This window comes from Streptomyces sp. NPDC059957 (assembly GCF_042730015.1).
GTDB lineage: Bacteria > Actinomycetota > Actinomycetes > Streptomycetales > Streptomycetaceae > Streptomyces.
The window spans coordinates 1-23,917 of record NZ_JBHWMB010000011.1 but is presented as its reverse complement, the minus strand read 5'-3'; the positions used below and the strand labels follow the sequence as shown (position 1 = coordinate 23,917).

Below are 23,917 nucleotides of genomic sequence, written 5' to 3'. Positions count from 1 at the left end.
CAGCTTTTTGAGCGCGCCAAAGCGCAAACCGACCGAAAAATTTACCCCTCTCCCCCCTTCCCGGCTCCACAACAGACCCCTTTCCTCCCCGCCTTCGGCATATCCGCTTGAGTTCGTATCCGGCGGGTCGCCGGACCGACGGAGACCGCCTGAAACGGGAGATCGGGGGTGCCACTCGTGCGGATCGGACTGCTCACGGAAGGTGGTTATCCGTATGCGACGGGGGAAGCGAGGCTGTGGTGCGACCGGCTCGTGCGCGGGCTTCCCCAGCACGAGTTCGAGCTCTACGCCCTGAGCCGCAGCGCCGATCAGGAGGAGCGCGGCCGGGTGCCGCTGCCCCCCCACGTCACCCGGGTGCGGACCGCCCCGCTGTGGGCGCCGGCCGATGACGGGCGCAGCTACCGGCGCCGCGAGCGCCGCCGCTTCGCCGCCGCCTTCACGGAACTGGTCCGCGGGATCTGCGGAGCCGACCCCGCACGGTTCGCGGACGGGCTGTACGGTCTGGCCGCCCTCGCCTCCGAACAGGGCGGGCTGTACGCGGCACTGCGCTCCGAGACGGCCGTACGGGCGGTGGAGTCCGCCTGCCGCGCCCCCGAGGCGAGCAGGGAAGTACAGCAGGCGCAGGTCGCGGACCTGCTGGAGTTCGTGGACGAACTGGAGCGGATGCTGCGGCCGTTGTCCCTGGACTGGTACGAGGAGCTCAGCGAGGTCGACGTCTGCCACGCCGCCGCGGGCGGCGTCGCGGCGCTGCCCGGGCTCCTGGCCAAACGCTTCTTCGGAGTGCCGCTCCTGGTCACCGAGTACGGGGTCCAGCTCCGCGCCCACTACCTGGAGCACTCCGCGCGGGACGAGCGGCCGGCCGTACGGGCCCTGCTCGCGGCGTTCCACACCCGGCTGGCCGGCGAGATCTACTCCCAGGCCGACCTGCTCACCCCCGGAAACGCGCACGCCCGGCGCTGGCAGGAACGCTGCGGGGCCTCCCGCGAGCGGCTGCGCACGGTCTACCCCGGGATGGAGGCGGACCGATTCGCCGCGGTCGGCGAGGACCCGGCGTGCGGGGACCCGCACACGCTCGTCTGGGTCGGCCGGGTGGACCCCGCCAAGGACCTGATCGCCCTGCTGCACGCCTTCGCCGAGGTGCGCCGGGCCGAACCGCGCGCACGGCTGCGGATCTTCGCGGCGGCGGCCGGGTCGGGCAACCAGGCGGCCGCATCGGGCAACCAGACGGCCGGACAAGGCAACCAGGCGGTCGGGCACGGCTACCTGGCCGACTGCCGCTCGCTCGCCGCGCAGCTCTTCCCCGACGAGGCCGCCGACGCGCACGCGGTCGGCGAGAACCCGGTCACCTTCGAGGAGATCGGCGGACCCGACGCGCCGTCGCCGGCCCACGCGTACGGCTCCGGGCGGGTGGTCGTGCTCTCCTCCGTCATCGAGGGCTTCCCCATCACCCTGGCCGAGGCCATGTTCTGCGGCCGGGCCACCGTGTCCACCGACGTCGGCGCCGTCGTCGAGGTGATCGGCGGAACCGGGCTCGTGGTGCCGCCGCGCAACCCGCGCGCCCTCGCCGAAGCCTGCGTCTCGCTGCTGCGGGACCCCGAGCGGGCCCAGCGGCTCGGCTCCGCCGCCCGGGCACGGGCCCTCGAACTCTTCACCGTCGAGCAGAACGTCGCCGCCTTCCAGGAGTCCTACCTGCGGCTGCTCGCCCGCGGCCCGGCCCGCCCCGACGGCACCGGAGTGCCCTTCGAGCAGCCGCCCGAGGCCCGGGTCCCCGGCCACTGGGCCACCCCCACCTGGGCCGCCCCCCACCCCGAGCCCGGTGCCTCGTCAGCGGCGTCCGCGCCCGAGGAGGCCACCCCGGCCGCCGGGACCGAGGCCCCGGATGCGGGAACGGCACCGGACCCAGTCATGGTGCCCGCCGAGCGTGCCGCGAGTACGGAGGCCTCCGCATGACCGTGCCCCTGGACGAAGCCATTCCCCCCATGGATCCGCCCCCGCCCCCGCCCCGCCGGGCCCGCTCCGGCGGGGACCCCGTCAAGGCGCTGCTCCACCGCCACCGGGAACTCTGCGAGCACGCCGTGGACCCGCTGGAGATCGCCGCCGGACTGGAGGCGCACGGCATCACCGACCGCACCGCCGCCCGCTTCCGCCACCGGGACGTCTTCTCCCTCGCGGAGGAGCTCTACGCCCGGACCCCCCGCGACGGCACCCCGCCCGCCCCGCCGACCGGAATCCCGGTCCACGCCAAGGCCGTACGGGGCTTCGGCTACGCACTGCTGCCCGGGGCCCTCGCCCTCGGCGCGGCCGCCGCCGGGGTGCCCTGGGCCGGAGCCCTCGCGGTGCTCGTCACCGTCGCCGGCCTCGGACGGCCGGGCCGGGCCGCCGGGGGCCGCTTCCCCGCCGCCGTGTACCTGCTGGCCGCCGCCGCCCTCGGCTGGGCCGTCCACCGCCACGGCACCCCGCTCGGCATCGCGCTGGCCGTGGCCGTCGCCCCCGGATACCTGGCCGGCGCCGTCTTCGCGGCCCGCGCCCGGCGCCGCCTCGCCGGGAGCCGGGCCCTGGAGGACTTCGCCGACGGGGTGAGACCCCTGCTCCTCGGGACGCTCGCGCTGTACGCCGCGGCCGCCGCGGGGGCGGCCGCACTGGCCGGGACCCCCCTGGCGGTGGCCGTACCGCTCGCGGTGCTGCTCCTCCTGACCCGGCTGCTGCTCGGCCACGGAGCCCCCCGCGGAGCCCTCGCGTCGGCCCTGGCCCTCGTACTCGCCCTGCTCCCGGTCCCGGCGGCGCCGTTCGCCGCCGCGGTGGGAGTCCTCGTGCCCGCCGTCCTCGTGCTGTCGCGGGCCTCCGCGCACGCGCAGCGGCCCTGATTCCTTCGGAAGCAGACACCGAAGCGCCGTACCCCAAACCCCGATCGACCCATCCAGCAAGGAGAAACAGGACATGACCGGCCAGCCAACCAACCAAGGGGACGCGCGATGAGGGTGTTGCTGATCGGAGCCAACGGATACCTCGGGCGCTACGTGGCGGACCGACTGCTCGCCGACCCCGCGGTCCAGCTCACCGCGCTCGGCCGCGGAGACGACGCCGACGTCCGCTTCGACCTCGCCACCGGAAGCCCCGGCGCGCTCACACGGTTCCTCGACGCCGTCCACCCGGGCGTCGTCATCAACTGCGCGGGAGCCACCCGGGGCGGTGCCCGCGAGCTCACCCGGCACAACACCGTCGCCGTCGCCACCATCTGCGAATCGCTGCGCCGCAGCGGCTGCGGAGCCCGGCTCGTCCAGCTCGGCTGCGCCGCCGAGTACGGGCCCAGCCAGCCCGGGTCGTCCACGGCCGAGGACGCCGTGCCCAGACCGGGAGGGCCGTACGGAGTCAGCAAACTGGCCGCCACCGAGCTCGTGCTCGGCTCCGGGCTGGACGCCGTCGTCCTGCGGGTCTTCTCGCCCGTGGGCCCCGGCACCCCCGCCGGGTCCCCCCTCGGCCGCCTCGCCGAGGCCATGCGGCGCGCGATGCAGTCCGGGGACGGCGAGCTCAAGCTCAGCGGGCTCGGAGTCCAGCGCGACTTCGTCGACGTACGGGACGTGGCGCGCGCGGTCCACGCCGCCTCGCTGTCGGCGGCCCAGGGCGTCGTCAACATCGGCACCGGCCGGGCGGTCCGGCTGCGCGACGCGGCCGCCGTGCTGGCGCGGGTCGCCGGGTACGGAGGCTCGCTGCACGAGATCGACGTACCGCAGCACGGACAGCACGCCCAGCACCCGCAGGCGCACGGGCACCCCGGGCGGCCCGCCGGGCTCGCCGCGATCGGCTCCCCGCGCTCCGAGGCCACGGCCGAGCAGCTCGCCGCCGCGACGGCCCAGCCCCCGTACCCCTACCCGGACGGCTGCGGAGCCTGGCAGCAGGCGGACGTCCGTACCGCCCGCGACCGGCTCGGCTGGCGGCCGCGGATCAACCTGGAGGAGTCCCTCGCGGACATCTGGATGGAGGCGGCGTGCCGCATCTGACCACCCCGCCGGCGACCGGCCGGGCCGCCACCGAGGCGGGCAGGCTCGGCTTGGGAGTCCCCGGGTACGCGCACCCGCTGCTGGCCCCGGTGGAGTGGGCCGAGCTGACCCGGCCCGGCACGCCGCTGCACTGGGCCGTCCTCAACGTCACGGACGGGCCGGGCGGCCGGCCAGACCCGCACTGCACGGAGGCGGCCGCGAAGCTCCGGGGCGCGGGCGGCGCGGTCCTCGGTCATCTCGCCATGCGAGACGGGGAGCGGTCGTTCGGGGAGCTCGTCTCCGACGCCCACCGCTTCCGCGACTGGTACGGAGCCGACGGTTTCTACCTCGCGGACGCCCCGGCCGGGAAGGCGGAACTGGCCTCCGTTCGCCGGGTCGTGGACACCCTGCGGGGTCTCGGCGAGGACGTGCGGATCGTCCTCGGGCACGGCACCCACCCCTATGAGGGGTACACGGAAACCGCAGACCAGCTGGTCACCTTCTCCGGGACCTGGGCCGACTACCGCTGGTCGCAGGTCGCGGAGTGGACGGCCGACCACCCGCCGGAGACGTTCTGCCACCTCGTGCACGGAGTACCGCGCACGCACCTGGAGGAAGCGCTCCGGATCGCCCGCTGGCAGGGCGCGGGGACCATCTGGTTCACCGACCGGCGCGGGGCCGCTCCCTTGGATCCCTGGGCCTCGATGCCCGGGTACTGGGACGAAATCGTCTCGCGGATCGGACCGGGTGTCTCGGAATGAAGGAGGGCGTGGCAGTGTTACGGGAAGAACCACCGTTAAGACTTAATCATCTACGGAGTCCCCGTGTCGCTGCCACCCCTGGTAGAGCCAGCTGCTGAGCTCACCGTTGACGAGGTCCGTCGGTACTCCCGCCACCTGATCATCCCCGACGTGGGGATGGACGGCCAGAAGCGCCTGAAGAACGCCAAGGTGCTGGCCGTGGGCGCGGGCGGCCTCGGCTCGCCCGCCCTCATGTACCTGGCCGCGGCCGGCGTCGGCACGCTGGGCATCGTGGAGTTCGACGAGGTCGACGAGTCGAACCTCCAGCGCCAGATCATCCACAGTCAGGCGGACATCGGCCGTTCCAAGGCCGAGTCGGCCCGCGACAGCGTGCTGGGCATCAACCCGTACGTGAACGTGGTCCTTCACGAAGAGCGGCTCGAAGCCGAGAACGTGATGGAGATCTTCAGCCAGTACGACCTCATCGTCGACGGCACGGACAACTTCGCCACGCGCTACCTCGTGAACGACGCCTGCGTGCTGCTGAACAAGCCGTACGTGTGGGGCTCGATCTACCGCTTCGACGGCCAGGCCTCGGTCTTCTGGTCCGAGCACGGCCCGTGCTACCGCTGCCTCTACCCGGAGCCGCCCCCGCCGGGCATGGTCCCGAGCTGCGCCGAGGGCGGCGTGCTGGGCGTGCTCTGCGCGTCCATCGGGTCCATCCAGGTCACCGAGGCCATCAAGGTCCTCACGGGCGTCGGCGAGTCGCTGGTCGGCCGTCTGATGATCTACGACGCCCTGGAGATGCAGTACCGCCAGGTCAAGGTCCGCAAGGACCCCGACTGCGCGGTCTGCGGTCCGAACGCGACCGTCACCGAGCTCATCGACTACGAGGCCTTCTGCGGCGTCGTGTCGGAGGAGGCCCAGGAGGCCGCGCTCGGCTCGACGATCACTCCCAAGCAGCTCAAGGAGTGGATCGACAACGACGAGCCGATCGAGATCATTGACGTCCGTGAGATCAACGAGTACGAGATCGTCTCGATCCCCGGCGCGAAGCTGATCCCCAAGGGCGAGTTCCTGATGGGCACCGCCCTCGCGGACCTGCCGCAGGACAAGCGCATCGTCTTGCACTGCAAGACGGGTGTCCGCAGTGCGGAAGTCCTCGCGGTCCTGAAGTCCGCGGGCTTCGCGGACGCGGTCCACGTCGGCGGCGGCGTCATCGGCTGGGTCCACCAGATCGAGCCCGAGAAGCCGGTCTACTAGGAGCCCGTCACCTGGCAGTCACCCGCAGGGGCCGTACTTCGCTCGCGCGAGGTACGGCCCCTCCGGCGTGCTCGGGGGACTTGCTTCCGGGCCACAGCACTAGACGGGCGAGGTCGGGGAGGTCGGCGTCGGGGACTTCGACGCCGTGCAGACGGTGCCCGTGCCGGGGACCTTGCCGTCGAGCAGGTAGGAGTCGACGGCCTGCTGCACGCACGGGTCGCCGCTGTTGTAGGCGCCGTGCCCCTCGCCCTTGAAGGTGAGCTCCACGCCGACGCCGGGGCCGAGCCGCTCCACCATCTTGCGGGCGCCCTCGTACGGGGTCGCCGGGTCACCGGTGTTGCCGATCACCAGGATCGGAGCCGAGCCGGGGGCGGAGACGTCCGGGGTGTTCCAGGCGCCGGCGACGGGCCAGTCGGTGCAGCCCATCATGGCCCAGCCGAGGAAGTCCCCGAAGACGGGCGAGGCGGCCCGGAACTCGGGCAGCTTCGCCTTGGTCTGTGCCAGGGTGTAGCGGTCCTTGGAGTCGGCGCAGCTGATGGCGGTGTTGGCCGAACCGATGTTGCTGTAAGTGCCCTTCGGGTCGCGGCCGTTGAGGGCGTCGGACATGGCGAGCAGCAACTGCCCCTGACCGCCCTCGGCCTCGTCCAGACCCTGTTCCAGTAGCGGCCAGGCCTCCTTGGAGTACAGGGCGAAGGCGATGCCGTTGGTCGCGGCGTCCTCCGTGAGCAGCCGGTCTCCGGAGCCGGGGATGGGCTTGGCGGCCAGCTGCTTCTGGAGCTTGATGATGTTCGCCTCGATCTCCTTGGCGGTGCTGCCCTGCAGGACGCACGAGTCGCCGCGGTCCACGCAGTCCTGGGCGAAGTTGCCGAGCGCGAGCTGGAAGCCCTTCGCCTGGCCGAGGGCGCCCTGCTCGGAGTTCTTGGTGGGGTCGACCACGGCGTCGAAGACGGCCCGGCCGACGTTCTTGGGGAACAGGTGGGCGTAGACCCCGCCGAGCTCGGTGCCGTAGGAGATGCCGAAGTAGTACAGCTTCTCGTCGCCGAGGGCCTGGCGGATCCGGTCCAGGTCACGGGCCGCGTTCTCGGTGCCGACATGGGGCAGCACCTTGCCGGACTTCGCCTGGCAGGCGTCCTTGTACTTCTTGGAGGTGGCCAGGAACTGCTTCTCCTCCTCCGGCGTCGAGGGGCTGGAGTCCGCGGAGTAGTACGCGTCCAGCTGCTTGTCGTCCTCGCACAGCACGGGCGCGCTCCGGCCCACCCCGCGCGGGTCGAAGCTGACCAGGTCGTAGCGCTCGCGCAGGGCCGCGTACTCCTTCGCCGCGCCGGGCAGGGTGGCGATGCCGGAGCCGCCGGGGCCGCCGAAGTTGAAGACGAGCGAGCCGATCCGCTTGTCCTTGTCCCGGGCCTTCGCCCGGATCAGCGCCAGCGGGATCGTCTCCCCCTCCGGCTCGGCGTAGTCGAGGGGCACGTCGATGACGGCGCACTGCCAGTCCTTGCCGGGAACCTGCCCGACACCCTCGGCGGGGGTGGGGGCCTGGCACTCGCCCCACTTGGGTTTCTCGATGTCCTGCGCGGCGCCGTCCTTGCCCCTCTTCTTCTCGCCTCCACCGTCGGAACAGGCACTGGTGGCGAGCAGCGCGGCGGCAGCGGCGGCGGCAGCGGCCACCCGGAGGGTGTGTGTGGGCATGCCTTCATCCTGTGCGCGCCTCGCGCGCGCCGCCCCCGCGCTGACCCATCCGGGTCATGCGGGGGCGGCGGCGGGCCGTCTTGCGGTCAGTGCGCCGCGGTCGCCGCGGGGATGTCCACGCGGGCGGCCCGGCGGGCCGGCAAGAGGGAGGCGAGGAGGGCGCCGGCGAGGGCGAGCAGCACCCCGAGGGCGAGCCGTCCCCAGGGGATGACCAGGGCGTATCCGGCGACGCTCTCCTGGAGGGTGTTGCCGAGGGCCCAGCCCATGAAGATGCCCATCACGGTGCCGACGGCCGCGCCGAGGGCGCCGACGAGCAGGGCCTCGATGCGGATCATCCGGGTCACCCCGGCGCGGTCCAGGCCGAGGGCGCGCAGCGTGCCGATCTCCTTGCGGCGTTCGAGCACGGACATCGCGAGGGTGTTGGCGATGCCCAGGGCGGCGATCACCAGGGCCATGCTGAGCATCGCGTAGAAGATGCCCAGCTGGTCGCCGATGCCGCTGGTGTCCTCGGACCGGATGGACTCCTTGTCGAGGACGGACAGGGCGGGGTTGTCGCCGAGCGCCTTGACGACGCTCGCGAGCTGGGCCCGGCCGGGGCCGCCCGCGGTGGCCACGACGATCGAGTCGGTGTGCGGGGTGGAGTCGAAGCGGGCGACCAGGGAGTCGGGCGCGGTGATGCTGGGCAGCACCTTGCTCTGCTCGTCCGCGTGGTAGATCGCGCCGATGGTGACTTCGCCCTGCTGCTCCAGCCGCTTCACGGGGAGGCTCTGGCCGACCTTCCAGCCGTTGGCCCGGGCCTTGTAGTCGGCGACGGCGACCTTGCCCTGGCCGAGGCTGTCGAGGGAGCCCGAGGTCACCTCGTAGCGCAGCAGGCGGCCGATGGCGGCGGGGTCGACCCCGGTCAGGACGGAGCGGACGCCGCCGATCTCGTACTCGGTGGACTGGTTGAGGGGGCTGAAGGTGGCGCCGGACAGCTTCTTGAGGGGCTCGGCGGTGGCGGGGGTCATCCGCTGCCCGCCCGAGGGGGCCTGCACGAAGTAGTCGGCGGTGATGTCGCGGGTGGTCGCCCCGTCGAGGTACTGGGTGGCGGAAGCGCCGAGGACCGACAGGCCCGAGGCCAGCGCGAGGGCGATGGCGAGCGCCGAGGCGGTGGCGCCGGTACGCCGCGGGTCGCGCACGGTGTTGCGGGCGGCGAGGTCTCCGTGCACCGGGCTGCAGCGGAGCAGCAGCGGCCGGAGCAGGGCGGTGAACGGCCGGGACAGCAGCGGGATGAGGGCGAGGGCGCCGGTCAGGGCGAGGGCCGCGCCGAGGCCGATGACGGTCCGGGCGTCGTCGGCACGGGCACCGAGGCTTCCGTACAGGGTCGCGGCCGCTCCGGTGACCAGCAGGGCGGAGCCGATCCCGGTGCGCAGGGAGCCGGCGCGGGCGGGGGCGGCGCGCTCGGCGGCGCCGAGCGCGGCGACGGGCGGGATGGCCATGGCCCGGCGCACCGGCACCCAGGCGGCGAGCACGGGCAGGGCGGTGCCGACCACCAGCGCGATGATCACGGTGGAGGGCAGCAGGGTCAGCGGGGCGTCCGGGCTCTCGGCGGAGGAGAAGACGGCCTGGAGCAGGGCGGCGACTCCGCTGCCGGCCACGATGCCGGCCACGGAGGCGATCACGCCGACGAGCACGGACTCGGTGAGCAGGATCCGGCGGACCTGCTTGCGGGTGGCGCCGACGGCCCGCATCAGGGCCAGTTCCCTGGTGCGCCGGGAGACCAGCATGGTGAAGGTGTTGGAGATCAGGAAGGTGGCCACGAACAAGGCGACCGCGGCGAACCCCACCATGATCTGGCTCATGGTGTCGCTGCCGGTGGAGGCGCGGTTCGCCTGGAGCCGGGCGAGGAAGGCGCCGGTGACCGCGGTGGAGTCCTTGGGGATCACCGCTTCGACCCGGCTGAGGAGCTGCGCCGAGTCGGTGCCGGGGGCGGCCGTGATCTCGATGTCGGTGTAGCGGCCGGGCTGGAGGAACAGCTTCTGGGCGGTGGCGTCGGCGAACAGCACCAGGCTGCCGGCGGGGGTGAGCTTCGAGGCGTCGGTGCGGAAGACGCCGCTGAGCCGGTAGGACTCGGCGCCGGTGCTCGTGCCGACGCGCACGGTGTCGCCGACGTGGTAGCCGCCCTTGGCGGCGGAGGCCTCGTCGAGGGCGACGGCCTTGCCGCCGACCGGGCCGGATCCCTCCACGAACGCGTAGGCCGGGTCCGTTCCGTCCTTGGCCGGGGCGAAGTTGCCGCCCTTGCGGAACTCGGCGCTGCCCAGCAGCCGGCCCTCGGGGTCGGCGACGGCGGCGAAGCCGTTGACCCGGCCCGCGGCGGCGGCCACACCGGGAACCTCGGCCAGGGAGGCCGCGGTGCGGGCGTCGAGGGTGCCGGGTGGGCCGCCGGGCACGGCGCCCGGCGAGACGTTGAGGGAGATGCGGTCGTAGCCGGCGCTCGCCCGGTCGGTGTTGGCCTGCTTCTGGCTGTCGCCGTAGACGAGGCTGCCGGTGACGAAGGTGACGCCGAGCATGACCGCGAACACGGTCATCAGCAGGCGGGCCTTGTGCGCGAGCACGTTGCGCAGGGCGGTACGGAACATGGATGCGGATCCTGGGAGGCGGGCCCGGGGGAGCGGGCGGGCGGCTGGTGCGGTGCGGGAGCGCGGAGGGGTCAGCTCGTACGGAAGCGGGCGTCGAACGCCTTCATCCGGTCCAGGACCCGGTCCGCGGTGGGCTGCTGCATCTCGTCGACGAGGCGGCCGTCGGAGAGGAAGACCACGCGGTCGGCGTAGGCGGCGGCGACGGGGTCGTGGGTGACCATGACCACGGTCTGGCCCAGCTCGCGCACCGAGCCGCGCAGGAAGCCCAGGACCTCGGCCCCGGCACGGGAGTCGAGGTTTCCGGTGGGCTCGTCGCCGAAGATGATCGCGGGGCGCGAGACCAGGGCCCGGGCCACCGCCACGCGCTGCTGCTGCCCGCCGGAGAGCTGCCCGGGACGGTGGCCGAGGCGGTCGGCGAGTCCGGTCATCGCCACCACGTGGTCCAGCCACTGCTGGTCGGGCTTGCGGCCGGCGATGGTCAGCGGCAGCGTGATGTTCTGCAGCGCGGTCAGCGTGGGCATCAGGTTGAACGCCTGGAAGATGAACCCGATCCGGTCGCGGCGCAGCCGGGTGAGCTGCTCGTCGTTCAGGGAGCCCAGCTCGGTGGTGCCGATGCGGACGGAGCCGGAGGAGAAGGAGTCGAGCCCGGCGGCGCAGTGCATCAGGGTGGACTTGCCACAGCCGGAGGGGCCCATGATCGCGGTGAACTCGCCCTCGCGGAAGGAGATGTCGACCCCGTCCAGCGCGACGACCCGGGTGTCACCGCTGCCGTAGACCTTCGAGAGGCCGGTGGCGGCCGCCGCGATGCCGGTCGGCGCGGAGTGCGGGTGCGGGGCAAGGGGGGCGGCGGTCACGGGGACTCCTCTTCGGGTGCGGGAAGCTGCACTCCGAAGGGTGTCGGGGGGAGGTATCGGCGCCCGGGTCGCGGGGTATCGGCGTTCGCTCCGGTCTGTATCGATCGTGTAGCTGACGGGCCTTCAGTGCGGCAGGCGCAGCGTGGCGACGGCGCCGCCGTCCGGGGCGTTGGCGAAGCGGAGTTCGGCGCCGAGCACCTGGGCCTGACCCACGGCGATCGTCAGGCCGAGGCCGTGGCCCGTACCGCGCTCGGTCGCACCCGTCTGGAAGCGGCGCGGGCCGTTGCTCAGCAGCTCGGCGGGGTAGCCGGGGCCGTGGTCGCGCACGATGACCGTACGGTCCTCCACGGTGACCCGCACCGGACCCTTCCCGTGCCGGTGGGCGTTGACGACGAGGTTGCCGACGATCCGTTCGAGGCGGCGCGGGTCGGTCTCCACGTGTTCGCCCTGCCCGGTGACGTCGACCTCGGTGACAAGGCCGGTGCGCGTCACCGCCTCGGCGACGACCGCGCCGAGCGGGACCCGGGCACGGACCGCCCGTTCGGCCCCGGCGTCGAGCCGGGAGATCTCCAGCAGGTCCTCGACCAGCCCGCGCAGATCGCGCACCCGGGCCCGGAGCAGGTCCTCGGTCTCCCCGTCAGGGAGCAGGTCGGCGGTGACGAGCAGGCCGCCGACGGGCGTGCGCAGTTCGTGGGCCACGTCGGCGGTGAACCGGCGCTCGTCGCGCAGGCGCCGGCTGAGGCTGTCGGCCATGCGGTCGACGGCCACGGCGATGTCGGACACCTCGTCGCGGCCCCTCGTCGGTCCTGTCCGGGCGTCCAGGTCCCCGGCGGAGATCCGGACCGCGGTCTCGGAGACCCGCCGCAGCCGGAGGCCCAGCACCCCGGCTCCGAAGGCCGCCAGGGGGGTGACGACCGCGAGGGCGATCAGTGAGGCCACCGCCATGGTCAGGTCGAGCCGGTGGAGCTCGCGGAACTCGGTGTAGTTGGTGATCTGGACGGCCAGCACGGGGCTGCCGGGACCGCTGACCCGCTGGGCGCCCCAGACGGTCGGGTCCGTGCTTCCGGGGACGTTCCCGCCGTAGGACACGTGCGGGTCGTCGTCGGTGGGCTTGCTCAGTGCGTAGGGCAGGTCGGCCGGGTCGAGGCGGGCATCGCTCGTGAGGGTCCCCGACCGGCGGTAGACGTCCGTCGCCGAGATCACGTCGTCGCGGGCCTGCCGTTCGGCCCGGTGCCGGATGTCGTGCTTGGTCCATACGTGCACCAGCAGGCCCACTACCAGCACGACCATGCACGCCGTGACCGCGGCCAGTGCGGCGATCTTCCAGCGCAGGGTCACCCGGGGCCGCCGCGGCTGATCGGAGGGACGCACCGCTCTCAGCGCCTGAGCTTGTAGCCGAAACCGCGGACCGTTTCGATCCGGTCCCGGCCGAGCTTGCCGCGCAGCCTCTGCACGCACAGGTCCACGACCCGGCTGTCGCCGTCCCAGCCGTAGTCCCAGACGTTGCGCAGCAGGGTGTGCCGCTCCAGCACGATGCCCGGGTGGGCGGCGAACTCCAGCAGCAGCTTCAGCTCGGTCGGGGTCAGCGCCACCGGGGTTCCGCCGACGGCCACGTCCAGGCCGCCGGTGTGGATGGTCAGGTCGCCGAAGGACAGGAGCTCCCCCTCGGACGGTCCCGGATCCTCGGCCGTGGCGTGTCCGGCCGCCGTGGCGGGGGCGTAGGTGGCGCGCCGCAGGAGCGAGCGGATGCGGGCCACGAGCACGTTGGTGTCCACGGGCTTGACCACGTAGTCGTCCGCCCCGGCCTCCAGACCGGAGACGATGTCCAGCCCGTCGCCGCGGGCCGACATCATCAGGACCGGGACCAGACTGGTCTCCCGTACCTTGCGGCACAGCCCGATCCCGTCGAGGCCGGGCAGCATCACGTCGAGGATCAGCAGGTCGAAGTCCTCGTCGCGGAAGGATTCGAGGCCCGTGAGCCCGTCGGCGGCGGCCCGCACCGTGTACCCGTAGCGCTCCAGGGAGACGGTGAACGAGCGGCGCATCAGCTCGTCGTCCTCCACCAGCAGCACGCGAACGGGTCGCGGGGCGGAGGGAGCCGGGGTGGGGGAGGACACGGGCGGCTGGCTCCTGTTCGGTGGGCGATGGCCTGAAAGGAACGATATGGCAGCGGCCGTGGCGGACACCCCCGCCACGGCCCTGCGGACTGATCAGATGAAGAACCAAGCGCTTCCCGATACCCGACGGATACAAAACCGGATACGAAGGGGGGCGCTCGCTACGGCTGCGCCAGGACCTGCTTCGCCGCCGCGCGCCCCGTCGCGACGCAGGCGGCCACGCCCACGCCCTCGTACGCCGCTCCGCACAGGGCGATGCCCGGGAGCTTGCCGGCGGCCTCGCGGATGCGGGCGACGCGTTCGCGGTGTCCGACGCCGTACTGGGGCAGGCCCCGGTCCCAGCGGGTGACGCGGGTGGCCAGGGGTTCGCCCATGGGGCCGACCGCGTGGTGGAGCTCGGCGATGGCCGAGCGGACCAGGTGGCGGTCGGGGCGGCCGAGGAGCTCGTCCTCGCCGATGCGGCCGATGGAGGCGCGGAGCACGAAGGTCTCCGGGGCCGCGTCGTGCAGCCAGGACCACTTGTTGGAGAGGAAGGAGGCGGCCTTCAGGGTGTGGCCGTCGACCGGCGGGACCAGGAAGCCGTTGCCCTCGGGGAGGAAGTGGGCCTGGGCGCGGGAGAAGGCCATGGTGATGACGGCCGTCGAGGCGTGCGGGATCGAGGAGAGCCCGGCCTCGGCCATCGGGGAGTGCGGGCGCAGCAGCTCCGCCGCGGCGAAGGCGGGGAGGGCGAGGATCACCGCGTCGGCCTCCATCGTCAGCGCGCCGTCGCCGGTCATCGCCTGCGCGCGCCAGCGGTCGCCCGCGACCCTCTGGAGCGAGCGGGCCGTCGTCCCGGTGAGGATGCGGGCTCCGCAGGCCTCCGCGACGGCCGCCGGGAAGCGTCCGGTGCCGCCGACGACGCCCTGGACGGCGACGGCCCCCGAGCGGGGGGCGCCCGCCGCGCGCATCCGGCGCAGGGCCGGGAGGAGCGGGGTGCCCGCTTCGGCGAGGGCCGCGATCCGGGGCATGGCCGCGCGCAGCGAGAGCCGGTCGGCGAGGCCGGCGTAGACGCCGCCCAGCATGGGTTCGATGAGCCGGTCCACGGCTTCCTGGCCGAAGCGGCCGCCCAGGTACTCGGTGACCGAGCAGTCCTCGGTGAGCGGGGTGGCCGGGAGGGTCTCCTCGGCGGCGACGCGGCGTACGCCCTCGGGGGAGAGCAGTCCGGTGCCGGCCAGGGCGGAGGGGTCGGTGGGGACGCCCATCACGTGTCCGGCGGGCAGCGGTCGCAGGGCGCCGTTGGTCCAGATGGTGGTGGCGGCCTTCGCGGGATCGCAGAGGGCCTCGCCGAGTCCGACGGCGGCGGCCAGTTCCACGGCCTCCGGACGCAGGGCCATGAGGGATTCCGCGCCCTCGTCGACGGTGATGCCGGCGATGGTGCCGGTCCGGAGCTTCCCGCCGACCTTGGCGTGGCTCTCCAGGACGGTGACATCGGCCTGGCCGCGCAACTGCCACGCGGCGGCCAGACCGCTGATCCCGCCACCGATGACGATCACTGAACGCATTTTTGTTCTCCCGTGGCCCCGAGGCCGTGGTCGATATGTTCCCATATGGAACTTATGGGACCGGAGTGGGTCAGCGCCTCATGCTTTCGGTCAGAGCCCTGAGATCCTCCTGGTAGGGGAAGCTGCCGGGCTCGTACGCGCAGTACGGGTCCGCTTCGAGCACGTCGCGCGTGAACCCGTACGCCCGGGAGCGCGATCCCCCGCACACCGTCTTGAACTCGCAGGCCCCGCACTTGCCGCGCAGCAGCGCGGGGTCGCGGAGCTTGGTGAAGAGCGCCGAGCCCCGGTAGATCTCGGTCAGCGGGTGGTTCTTCACGTTGCCCGCCGAGAGGGGCAGGAAGCCGCTGGGGTGCACCTCGCCCGTGTGCGAGATGAAGACGAAGCCGCGGCCCGAGGAGACGTCCATGGGCGGCCGGCGCACGGTGCGCCGCTCCCCGCCGAAGACTCCCAGTTCGTGGGCGCGGGCCGTCAGGCGCTCGTACAGCGGGCCCAGGGCGGGCCGCTCGCCGCGCGCGTCCAGGATCGTGCGCTGCAGCACGACCCGCCGGAAGTGGTGGCCCTCCGTCGTCTTGGTGGCCATCACCGCCCCGCAGTCGTACAGGAAGTGCAGGACGTCCTCGATCTCGGCGGCGGTCAGGGAGTCCAGCTGTTCCCCGCGCCCGGTCGGGACCAGGACGAAGCCCGACCAGAGCATCGCGCCCTCGCGCTTGACCAGCGCCGCGATATCGGCCAGGTCCTCCAGGCTGTCGCGGGTGACCGTGGTGTTGATCTGCACCTTGAGCCCGAGCTCCCGGGCGGCCCGCCAGCCCTCCAGCGTCCAGTCGTAGACCCCGGACACGCCCCGGAAGGCGTCGTGGCGCTCGGCCGTGGAACCGTCCAGGGAGAGCGAGAGCGCGATGGCACCCGCCTCCCGGACCGCTACGAGGTTCTCCCGGGTCAGCGTCGGCGTCCCCGACGGGGACACCGCGACGCGCAGGCCGAGCGAGGTCCCGTACGCGATCAGGTCGGTGAGGTCGGCGCGCTGGAAGGGGTCCCCGCCGGTGATCACGAAGAGCGGGCCGGGCTTGCCGAAGGCGGCGATCTGGTCCATCACCCGGCGGGCGTCCGCCCCGTCGAGCTCCTCGGGGTGGCGCAGGGTCTGCGCCTCGGCCCGGCAGTGCAGACAGGCCAGCGGGCAGGCCCGGGTGGCCTCCCAGATGACGATGAAGGGCCGGTCGGAGACCGCGTGACGGGGCTGGCGGACGACGGTGTGGGAGGGCCGGGTGGCGTGCGCGGGGTGCGGGGTCACGAGACCCGCTCCCAGCCGCGCTTGCTCGGGCGGTTGGCGAGCTGCTTCGGGTCCCGCTTGCGGTAGACCACGTACGGCCGGAACAGGTACTTCAGCGGCACCGAGAACATGTGCACCAGGCGCGAGTACGGGATCAGCGCGAACAGCGTGAAGCCGAACAGGATGTGGATCTTGAAGGCGAGCGGGGCGCCCGCCATCAGCTGGTAGTCCGGGGTGAAGGTGAACAGGCTGCGGAACCACACCGAGATGCCGTCGCGGTAGTTGTAACCGTCCGTCATCCCGGCCGAGTTCAGCAGGGTCGCCGTCAGCCCGAGGATCATCGCGCCGAGCAGGAACGAGTACATCAGGTGGTCGCTGCGCAGGGTCGCCCTGCGCACGGCCGGCACCTTGAAGCGCCGGTAGACCAGGATCCCGATGCCCACGGCGGCCGCGACGCCCGCGATCGTGCCGGTGGCCAGCGCCATCAGGTGGTACGCGTGGTCGCTCAGGCCCACCGCGTCGGTCCAGCTCTTGGGGATGAGCAGACCGACCACGTGGCCCACGACCACGAAGAGCATGCCGAAGTGGAAGAGCGGCGAGCCGATGCGCAGCAGCCGCGACTCGTGCAGCTGCGAGGAGTGCGTGGTCCAGCCGAACTTGTCGAAGCGGGCCCGCCAGACCGTGCCCGCGATGAGCAGGGCGATCGAGACGTACGGCAGTACGCCCCACAGGAGGAGGTCCATCAGGCGGGCATCCTTTCGGAGGCGGTCGAGTGAGCCGTCGTGGGCCAGGGGAGGTCGGTCGGGGCGGCCGAGGGAAAGTCCGCCGGCATGTCGAGGCCCGGCCCGAAGGGTTCGAGCGCCGAGCCCGCGCCCACCAGCTCCTGCGGCGGCCCGTTCTTCGCGAGGGCCTTCGCCTCCGCCTTGGTCTCGGGGGAGGGGCCGGGAAGCGTCGCGCAGACGGCCTCCAGGATCCGGGCGTACGGGGACCCGGACTCGGTGAGCGCCAGGCGCAGCAGCTCCAGCCCGGCCCGGTGCTCCTGGAGCAGCCGGATGCCCGCCTCCTCCTCGCGGGCGGCGAACTCCAGGGCCACCGGGAGGAAGTCGGGCAGCTCCTCGCCCGCGAACTCCAGGCCGAAGTCCCGGTAGATCCGCTTCAGCCGGACCAGGGACAGCCCGCGCCGGCGGGTGTCCCCGTCGACCCACCAGGTGAGGTAGAGGCAGCGCCGGTTTCGGGTGTCGAAGGTCGAGGTGTACTGGGAGCACAGCTCGATCGGGGTCTGCCACTCGGCCTCGTCGAGGAACGCCCCGAGGAGTCGGGCCGGTTCGGCGGGCGCCCCGGCGAGGGCCGCACGGAGCCGCGGGAGTTCGTCGTGGAAGTAGTCGCCGGGGTACTGCAGTACGCAGCCGGCGACCAGCCGTACCAGCGCATCGCCGCTCATCGGGTCCCGGGTCACGAACGCCTCCTGGTATCACCGAGGTTGAGCATCACCCTGGGTTCGGGCAGGGCGCTGACGGGGCAGCCCCGGTCCGTGTCGTCGAGGGGGTGCGAGTCCGCGAGCGCGTCGGCCTCGGCGCGGGCGGCGCTGGGGATCACGAAGCGGTCCTCGATCTTGGCGATGGCGAGGAGCCGGAACATGTCCTCCATCTCCCGGCCCGACAGTCCGACGGCCCGCGCGATCGACTCGTCCCGTTCCTCGCCCAGGTTGACGCGCCGCATGTAGGCGCGCATCGCGGCCATCCGGCGCAGCACCGCCTCCACGGGCACGGTGTCGCCGGCGGTGAGTACCTCCGCGAGGTACTCGACGGGGATGCGCAGGGACTCGATGGCGCCGAAGAGGTTGCCGGCGTCCTCGCCGTCGCTGCCGGTGGCGGCGACCGCCTCGACGACGGGGGAGAGCGGCGGGACGTACCAGACCATCGGCATCGTCCGGTACTCCGGGTGGAGCGGGAGGGCGACCTGGTAGGTGGCGATCAGGTCGTAGACCGGGGAGTTGCGGGCCGCGTCGAGCCACTCGTCGGTGATGCCGGCCGCGCGGGCGGCGGCGATCACGGCCGGGTCCGCGGGGTCCAGGAAGCACTCCACCTGGGAGGGGTAGAGGTCGTGCTCGTCCTCGACCGCGGCGGCCTCGGCCACCTTGTCGGCGTCGTAGAGCATCACGCCGAGGTAGCGCATCCGGCCGACGCAGGTCTCCGAGCACACGGTCGGCATGCCGACCTCGATGCGCGGGAAGCAGAAGGTGCACTTCTCGGCCTTGCCGGTCTGGTGGTTGAAGTACACCTTCTTGTACGGGCATCCGGTCACGCACATCCGCCAGCCGCGGCACTGGTCCTGGTCGACCAGGACGATGCCGTCCTCCTCGCGCTTGTACATCGCGCCGGAGGGGCAGGAGGAGACGCACGCGGGGTTGAGGCAGTGCTCGCAGATGCGCGGCAGGTAGAACATGAAGCTCTGCTCGAACTCGAAGCGGATCTTCTCGCCGACCTCGTCGCGGATCTTCTCGATGATCGGGTCCTGCGGGGCGTGCGTGGGCGCACCGCCGAGATTGTCGTCCCAGTTCGGACCCCACTCGATCTTGTCGATGGGCTCGCCGGTGAGCTGGGAGACGGGCCGGGCGGTGGGCATGTCGTCGCCCGCCGGGGCCTCGGTGAGGTTCTTGTACTCGTAGGTCCAGGGCTGGTAGTAGTCGTCGATCTCCGGCAGGTCCGGGTTCGCGAAGATCTTGCCCAGCTTGGCGAGGCGGCCGCCCGCCTTGAGGCGGAGCTTGCCGGAGCGGGTGCGCTCCCAGCCGCCCTTCCACTTCTCCTGGTCCTCCCAGCGGCGCGGGTAACCCTGGCCGGGGAGGGTCTCGACGTTGTTGAACCAGACGTACTCGGTGCCCTGCCGGTTGGTCCACGCCTGCTTGCAGGTGACCGAGCAGGTGTGGCAGCCGATGCACTTGTCGAGGTTCATGACCATCGCGACCTGTGCCATAACCCGTCCGATTTTCGCTTCGCGAGGGGGCATGTTGTTAGAACTCCACCTTCTGGTCGCGGCGGCGGATGACCGTCACCTCGTCGCGCTGGTTGCCGGTCGGGCCGAGGTAGTTGAAGGCCCAGGTGAGCTGGGCGTAGCCGCCGATGAGGTGGGTGGGCTTGAGCATCACCCGGGTCAGCGAGTTGTGGATGCCGCCGCGGCGGCCGGTCTTCTCCGTCTTGGGGACGCCGACCGTGCGCTCCTGCGCGTGGTTCATGTAGACCGTGCCGGGCGGCATCTTGTGGGAGACGATCGCGCGGGCGGTGATCACGCCGTTGCGGTTGACCGCCTCGATCCAGTCGTTGTCCGCGACCCCGATCGCCTCGGCGTCCTGCGGGGACATCCACACCGTCTGGCCGCCGCGGCCCAGGGTCATCATGTAGAGGTTGTCCTGGTACTGGCTGTGGATCGCCCACTTGTTGTGCGGGGTCAGGTAGCGGACGGCCACCGACTTGGCCTTCTCGTCGACCGTGCCGAGCTCGGGCTCCCCGTACAGGGTGTGCATGTTCAGCGGCGGCTTGTAGACGGGGAGGGACTCCCCGACCTCGTGCAGCCAGTCGTGGTCGATGAAGAAGTGCTGGCGGCCGGTGAGGGTGTGCCAGGGCTTGAGGTGCTCGGTGTTGATCGTGAAGGCCGTGTACCGGCGCCCGCCGGACTCGGAGCCCGACCACTCCGGCGAGGTGATCACCGGGACGGGGCGGGCCTGGGTGTCGGCGAAGGTGATCCGCTTGCCCTCGGCCTCGGCGGCCAGGTGGGCCATCGGGGTGCCGACCTTCTTCTCCAGCGTCTCGAACCCCTGGGTGGCGAGGCGGCCGTTGCTGGTGCCGGACAGCGAGAGGATCGCCTCGCAGGCCTGCTGGGCTGTCTCCAGTCGCGGGCGGCCGTCGGCGACTCCGCCGCGCACCGTGCCGTTCTTCGCGCCGAGGTAGGCGATCTCCTCGGCCACGTCGAAGGTGACCGCCTTCGTGGTCACGCCCAGCTTGTCCACGAGCGGTCCGAGCGCGGCGAACTTCTCGCCGACCGCCCCGTAGTCCCGCTCCACGACCGCCAGGTTGTACATGGTCCGGCCCGGTACGGGCTCGCACTCGCCCTTCGACCAGTCCAGCGCGACCCCGCCGGGCTGGGCCATCTCGCCGCCCGGGGTGTCGTGCTGCAGGGCGGTGGCGACCAGGTCCTTGCGCACGCCCAGGTGGGTCTTGGCGAGCTCCCCGAAGCGCTCGGCCAGTCCCTTGAAGGCGTCGTAATCGGACCGCGCCTGCCACGGCGGGTCCACGGCCGGGGTGAAGGCGTGCAGGAAGGGGTGCATGTCCGTGGAGGACAGGTCGTGCTTCTCGTACCAGGTGGCCGCCGGGAACACCACGTCGGAGAGCAGCGTCGTGGACGTCATCCGGAAGTCCATGGACATGAGCAGGTCGAGCTTGCCCTCCACGTCCTCCTCCCGGTACGTCACGTCCTTCGGCGTGCAGCGCGGCCCGTCCTCGGGCAGGTTGGAGTGGGTGCCCAGGAGGTGCTTCAGGAAGTACTCGTTGCCCTTGGAGCTGGAGCCCAGGAGGTTCGCCCGCCATACGTTGAGCACGCGCGGCCAGTTGCCCGGCGCGTCCGGGTCCTCGCCGGCGAAGCCGAGCTCGCCGCTCTTGAGCCGGCGGACCGTTTCGGCGATCGGGTCCTCGGCCTCGCCCAGCTCCAGCGGGTTGCGGTCGAAGGTCGGGTACGAGGGCATCCAGCCCATCCGGGTGCTCGCCGCCAGGCAGTCCGAGCCCGTCATGCCCTCGAAGGCGCCGGAAGCGAGCGGGGAGGCCAGCGCCTCGGCCGGCAGGGTGTCGTAGCGCCACTGGTCGGTGTGCAGGTAGAACCAGGCCGCGCCGATCATCTGGCGCGGCGGGCGCGACCAGTCGGAGGCGGCGGCCAGCGTGGCCCAGCCGGTGACCGGGCGGCACTTCTCCTGGCCGACGTAGTGGCCCCAGCCGCCGCCGTTGCGGCCCTGGCAGCCGGTGAGGGTGAGCAGGGCCAGGAAGGAGCGGTAGATGGTCTCGGAGTGGAACCAGTGGTTGGTGCCCGCGCCCATCAGGATCATGCAGCGCCCCTTGGACTGCTCGGCCGTCTGCGCGAACTCCCGTGCCACGCGCGCCGCCTGGGCCGCCGGGACCGAGGTCAGCGACTCCTGCCAGCCGGGGGTGCCCGGGGCGCTCGCGTCCTCGTAGCCGGTGGGCCACACACCGGGCAGGCCCTCGCGGCCCACCCCGTACTGGGCGAGCATCAGGTCGAAGACCGTCGTGACGAGCTTGCCGCCCAGACACCGTACGGGCACACCGCGGCGGATCGTGCCGCGCGGCTTCCCGTCCTGGTCCACACCCTGCTCGTCGTCCTCGAAGCGGGGGAGGACGATCTCCACGCTCTCGTCGGCGGTTCCGTGGAGGGTCAGGCGCGGGACGGTGTCGCCGAGTTCGAGGTTCCACTCGGGCTTCTCGTTCTTGCCCCAGCGGTGGCCGAGCGTGCCGTTCGGGACGACGACCTCGCCGGTCGTGTCGTCGATCAGGACCGTCTTCCACTGCGCGTTCTCGCCCGCGTCCGGAAGACCCGTTTCTCCGAGATCGGCGGCGGTGACGAATTTCCCGGGAACCAGGCCCTGTTCGGTCTCCGTGAGGGACACCAGGAAAGGCAGGTCCGTGTACTGCCGGACGTAGTCCGTGAAGAAGGGGGTCTGCTGGTCGACGAAGAATTCCTTGAGGATGACATGGCCCATCGCGAGGGCCAGCGCACCGTCCGTACCGGGGTGCGGATGCATCCATTCGTCGGCGAATTTGGTGTTGTCCGCGTAATCCGGGGAAACGGTGACGACCTTCTGGCCGCGGTAGCGGGCCTCGGCCATCCAGTGCGCGTCCGGGGTGCGCGTGACGGGGACGTTCGAGCCCCACATCATCAGGTACGCGGCGTCCCACCAGTCGCCCGACTCCGGGACGTCCGTCTGGTCCCCGAACACCTGCGGGGAGGCGACCGGGAGGTCGGCGTACCAGTCGTAGAAGGACAGCATCGGCGCGCCGATGAGCGAGTGGAAACGGGCGCCGGCCGCGTGCGAGGCCATCGACATCGCCGGGATCGGCGAGAAGCCGGCGACCCGGTCCGGACCGTGCTCCTTGATCGTGTGCACGTGCGCGGCGGCGACGATCTCCGTCGCCTCCTCCCACGTCGCCCGCACCAGCCCGCCCTTGCCGCGCGCCTGCTGGTACGTACGCCTGCGCACCGGGTCGGCCTGGACGTCGGCCCAGGCCTCGACCGGGTCGCCGAGGCGCGCCTTGGCCTCGCGGTACATCTCCAGCAGGGCGCCGCGCACGTACGGGTAGCGCACCCGGGTGGGGGAGTAGGAGTACCAGGAGAAGGAGGCGCCGCGCGGGCAGCCGCGGGGCTCGTACTCGGGGCTGTCGGGTCCCACGGAGGGGTAGTCGGTGGACTGGGTCTCCCAGGTGATGATCCCGTCCTTGACGTAGACCTTCCACCGGCAGGAGCCCGTGCAGTTCACGCCGTGGGTGGAGTACACGACCTTGTCGTGGCTCCACCGGTCGCGGTAGAAGGCCTCCGCCGCGCGGCCGCCGGTGTGGTGGATGGTCCGCAGGTCGCCGGAGACCTCGGCGCTCCGGAAGAAGCTGCCCGCCTTGATCAGCGATTCGGCGGCGTCCTGGTGTCCGTCGCGTCCATCGCGTATGTGGCGCTCGTTCAAGGCGACCCTCCAGGCCGGAATAAAAGGCGGTGCGTGGGGTCCGGGCAAGATGACCCAGACACGACGCTACGCCCGGTGCGGAGGCGAATCCGATGACAAAGGTCCCGTACGGGCGTGACCTAATTCCGGTCTTTCACAGGTCGAGTGGATGCCACGCTGGAGAAGGCCAACTCCTTTGTGCGGCCGGAAAATTACGAGCCCGAATACCAATTACCGGGGAAGGTGCAGAACGTGCCGCCGAAGAAGGCCTCCTGGATCCCGGACCAGCACGGGGCGTGGGCGATGCTCACGGTGCCCTTCCTCGCGGGCACGTTCCTCGCGCCGCGGCCCGGATGGCAGCACGCCCTGCTCCTGACGGCCTGGCTCCTCGGCTACGCGGCGGTCTTCCACGCCCAGCAGTGGCTGCGCCTGCGCCGGGTCGCGGCCCGGCGCCCGGAGGTGGCGCGGCGCCGCGTCCGCCCGGCCCTCGCACTCGGCGCGGCGACCGCCCTGGCGGGGATCCCGCTCGCGGCGCTCCATCCCTGGCTGCTGCTCGCGGGCGCGGCGGCGGCGCCCTTCGTGGCCGTGAACACCCGGTACGCGTGGCTGGGCCGCGAGCGCGCCCTGGCCAACGGACTGGCCGCGGTGGTCCCGACGTGCGGGATGCTGCTGGTGGCGGCGCGGCTCGGCGGGGGCGGCCTGCCCTGGGCGCCCGCCGCCGCCTGCCTGCTGTACTTCGCGGGCACGGTCCCGTACGTGAAGACGATGATCAGGGAGCGGAACTCCCGTACGTACTACCGTGGTTCGGTGGCCTACCACGCGACGGCCACCGCCCTGGCGGCCTGCCTGTCCCCGTGGCTGGCCCTCCCCTTCGCGACCTACCTGGCCCGCGCGATCGCCCTCCCCGGGCGGGGGCTCAAGGTGGCGGTGGTCGGCGCCGTCGAGATCGCGGGATCGGCGGCACTGCTGGCTTCGCTGCTGCTGCTCTTCTAGTGCTGTGACCGGGAAGGTTCACCGGGTCGCGACGCCCGGCACGGCACCTCGCCGCGTTGTCGGACCGCGGAAGTACGTCCGGTACGAGCCGTGGCCCTCCGCCTTGCGATGCACCGCACCGGACGCCGCGACCCGGCAAACCTTCCCGGCCA

At 72.3% G+C, this 23,917-nt stretch carries 17 protein-coding genes; 6 read left to right on the top strand and 11 right to left on the bottom strand.

Annotated elements, in window-relative coordinates:
- Positions 1 to 177: 177 nt before the first annotated feature.
- The 5 genes from ACFWBW_RS09985 to moeZ all read left to right on the top strand — a co-directional run bounded on the left by ACFWBW_RS09985 (position 178) and on the right by moeZ (position 5,980).
- Positions 178 to 1,950, top strand: a complete 1,773-nt coding sequence (locus ACFWBW_RS09985; RefSeq protein WP_385370172.1) for a DUF3492 domain-containing protein — start codon at positions 178 to 180, stop codon at positions 1,948 to 1,950.
- A complete protein-coding gene (locus ACFWBW_RS09980) occupies positions 1,947 to 2,864 on the top strand; it encodes a hypothetical protein (protein WP_385370170.1) in 918 nt (305 codons plus the stop codon). The genes ACFWBW_RS09985 and ACFWBW_RS09980 overlap by 4 nt, the downstream gene beginning before the upstream one ends.
- A 108-nt stretch (positions 2,865 to 2,972) precedes the next feature.
- Entirely contained in the window at positions 2,973 to 3,998 is a 1,026-nt protein-coding gene (locus ACFWBW_RS09975) for an NAD-dependent epimerase/dehydratase (protein ID WP_243335987.1), read from the top strand.
- Positions 3,986 to 4,738, top strand: a complete 753-nt coding sequence (locus ACFWBW_RS09970) for a spherulation-specific family 4 protein (RefSeq protein ID WP_385370168.1) — start codon at positions 3,986 to 3,988, stop codon at positions 4,736 to 4,738. The genes ACFWBW_RS09975 and ACFWBW_RS09970 overlap by 13 nt, the downstream gene beginning before the upstream one ends.
- 63 nt (positions 4,739 to 4,801) lie before the next feature.
- Positions 4,802 to 5,980, top strand: coding sequence for an adenylyltransferase/sulfurtransferase MoeZ (gene moeZ, locus ACFWBW_RS09965; RefSeq protein WP_266904765.1), 1,179 nt, complete (start codon positions 4,802 to 4,804; stop codon positions 5,978 to 5,980).
- A gap of 99 nt (positions 5,981 to 6,079) precedes the next feature.
- Here the strand turns inward: moeZ and ACFWBW_RS09960 are convergent, their stop codons facing one another.
- The 11 genes from ACFWBW_RS09960 to ACFWBW_RS09910 form a co-directional block, all read right to left on the bottom strand.
- Positions 6,080 to 7,666, bottom strand: a complete 1,587-nt coding sequence (locus ACFWBW_RS09960; protein WP_385370166.1) for an alpha/beta hydrolase — start codon at positions 7,664 to 7,666, stop codon at positions 6,080 to 6,082.
- A gap of 86 nt (positions 7,667 to 7,752) precedes the next feature.
- Positions 7,753 to 10,284 (bottom strand): ABC transporter permease, encoded by a 2,532-nt coding sequence (locus ACFWBW_RS09955; RefSeq protein ID WP_385370164.1) that lies wholly within the window; start codon positions 10,282 to 10,284, stop codon positions 7,753 to 7,755.
- 71 nt (positions 10,285 to 10,355) lie between these two features.
- Entirely contained in the window at positions 10,356 to 11,138 is a 783-nt protein-coding gene (locus ACFWBW_RS09950) for an ABC transporter ATP-binding protein (RefSeq protein WP_385370162.1), read from the bottom strand.
- Between the two features lie 123 nt (positions 11,139 to 11,261).
- Complete coding sequence (locus ACFWBW_RS09945) at positions 11,262 to 12,509, bottom strand: sensor histidine kinase (RefSeq protein WP_385370160.1); 1,248 nt, start codon at positions 12,507 to 12,509, stop codon at positions 11,262 to 11,264.
- Between the two features lie 5 nt (positions 12,510 to 12,514).
- Positions 12,515 to 13,183, bottom strand: a complete 669-nt coding sequence (cseB, locus tag ACFWBW_RS09940) for a two-component system response regulator CseB (protein WP_385370348.1) — start codon at positions 13,181 to 13,183, stop codon at positions 12,515 to 12,517.
- A 233-nt stretch (positions 13,184 to 13,416) separates the two neighbouring features.
- Positions 13,417 to 14,796, bottom strand: a complete 1,380-nt coding sequence (hemG, locus tag ACFWBW_RS09935; RefSeq protein WP_385370158.1) for a protoporphyrinogen oxidase — start codon at positions 14,794 to 14,796, stop codon at positions 13,417 to 13,419.
- 70 nt (positions 14,797 to 14,866) lie between these two features.
- Positions 14,867 to 16,084, bottom strand: coding sequence for a TIGR04053 family radical SAM/SPASM domain-containing protein (locus ACFWBW_RS09930; RefSeq protein WP_385370156.1), 1,218 nt, complete (start codon positions 16,082 to 16,084; stop codon positions 14,867 to 14,869).
- Complete coding sequence (narI, locus tag ACFWBW_RS09925) at positions 16,081 to 16,806, bottom strand: respiratory nitrate reductase subunit gamma (protein WP_385370154.1); 726 nt, start codon at positions 16,804 to 16,806, stop codon at positions 16,081 to 16,083. Before narI ends, ACFWBW_RS09930 begins: the two co-directional genes overlap by 4 nt.
- Positions 16,806 to 17,504 carry a nitrate reductase molybdenum cofactor assembly chaperone gene (gene narJ / locus ACFWBW_RS09920; RefSeq protein ID WP_385370346.1) on the bottom strand — a complete coding sequence of 233 codons (699 nt, stop codon included), beginning with the start codon at positions 17,502 to 17,504 and terminating at the stop codon, positions 16,806 to 16,808. Before narJ ends, narI begins: the two co-directional genes overlap by 1 nt.
- An 11-nt stretch (positions 17,505 to 17,515) precedes the next feature.
- Positions 17,516 to 19,069, bottom strand: coding sequence for a nitrate reductase subunit beta (gene narH, locus ACFWBW_RS09915; RefSeq protein WP_385370152.1), 1,554 nt, complete (start codon positions 19,067 to 19,069; stop codon positions 17,516 to 17,518).
- A gap of 4 nt (positions 19,070 to 19,073) precedes the next feature.
- The gene (locus ACFWBW_RS09910; protein ID WP_385370150.1) at positions 19,074 to 22,793 is read right to left on the bottom strand and encodes a nitrate reductase subunit alpha; all 3,720 of its coding nucleotides are present in this window, start codon (positions 22,791 to 22,793) and stop codon (positions 19,074 to 19,076) included.
- A 231-nt stretch (positions 22,794 to 23,024) separates the two neighbouring features.
- On the opposite strand from ACFWBW_RS09910, the gene ACFWBW_RS09905 reads away from it, so the two are divergent.
- Entirely contained in the window at positions 23,025 to 23,765 is a 741-nt protein-coding gene (locus ACFWBW_RS09905; protein ID WP_385370148.1) for a YwiC-like family protein, read from the top strand.
- Positions 23,766 to 23,917 lie beyond the last annotated feature (152 nt).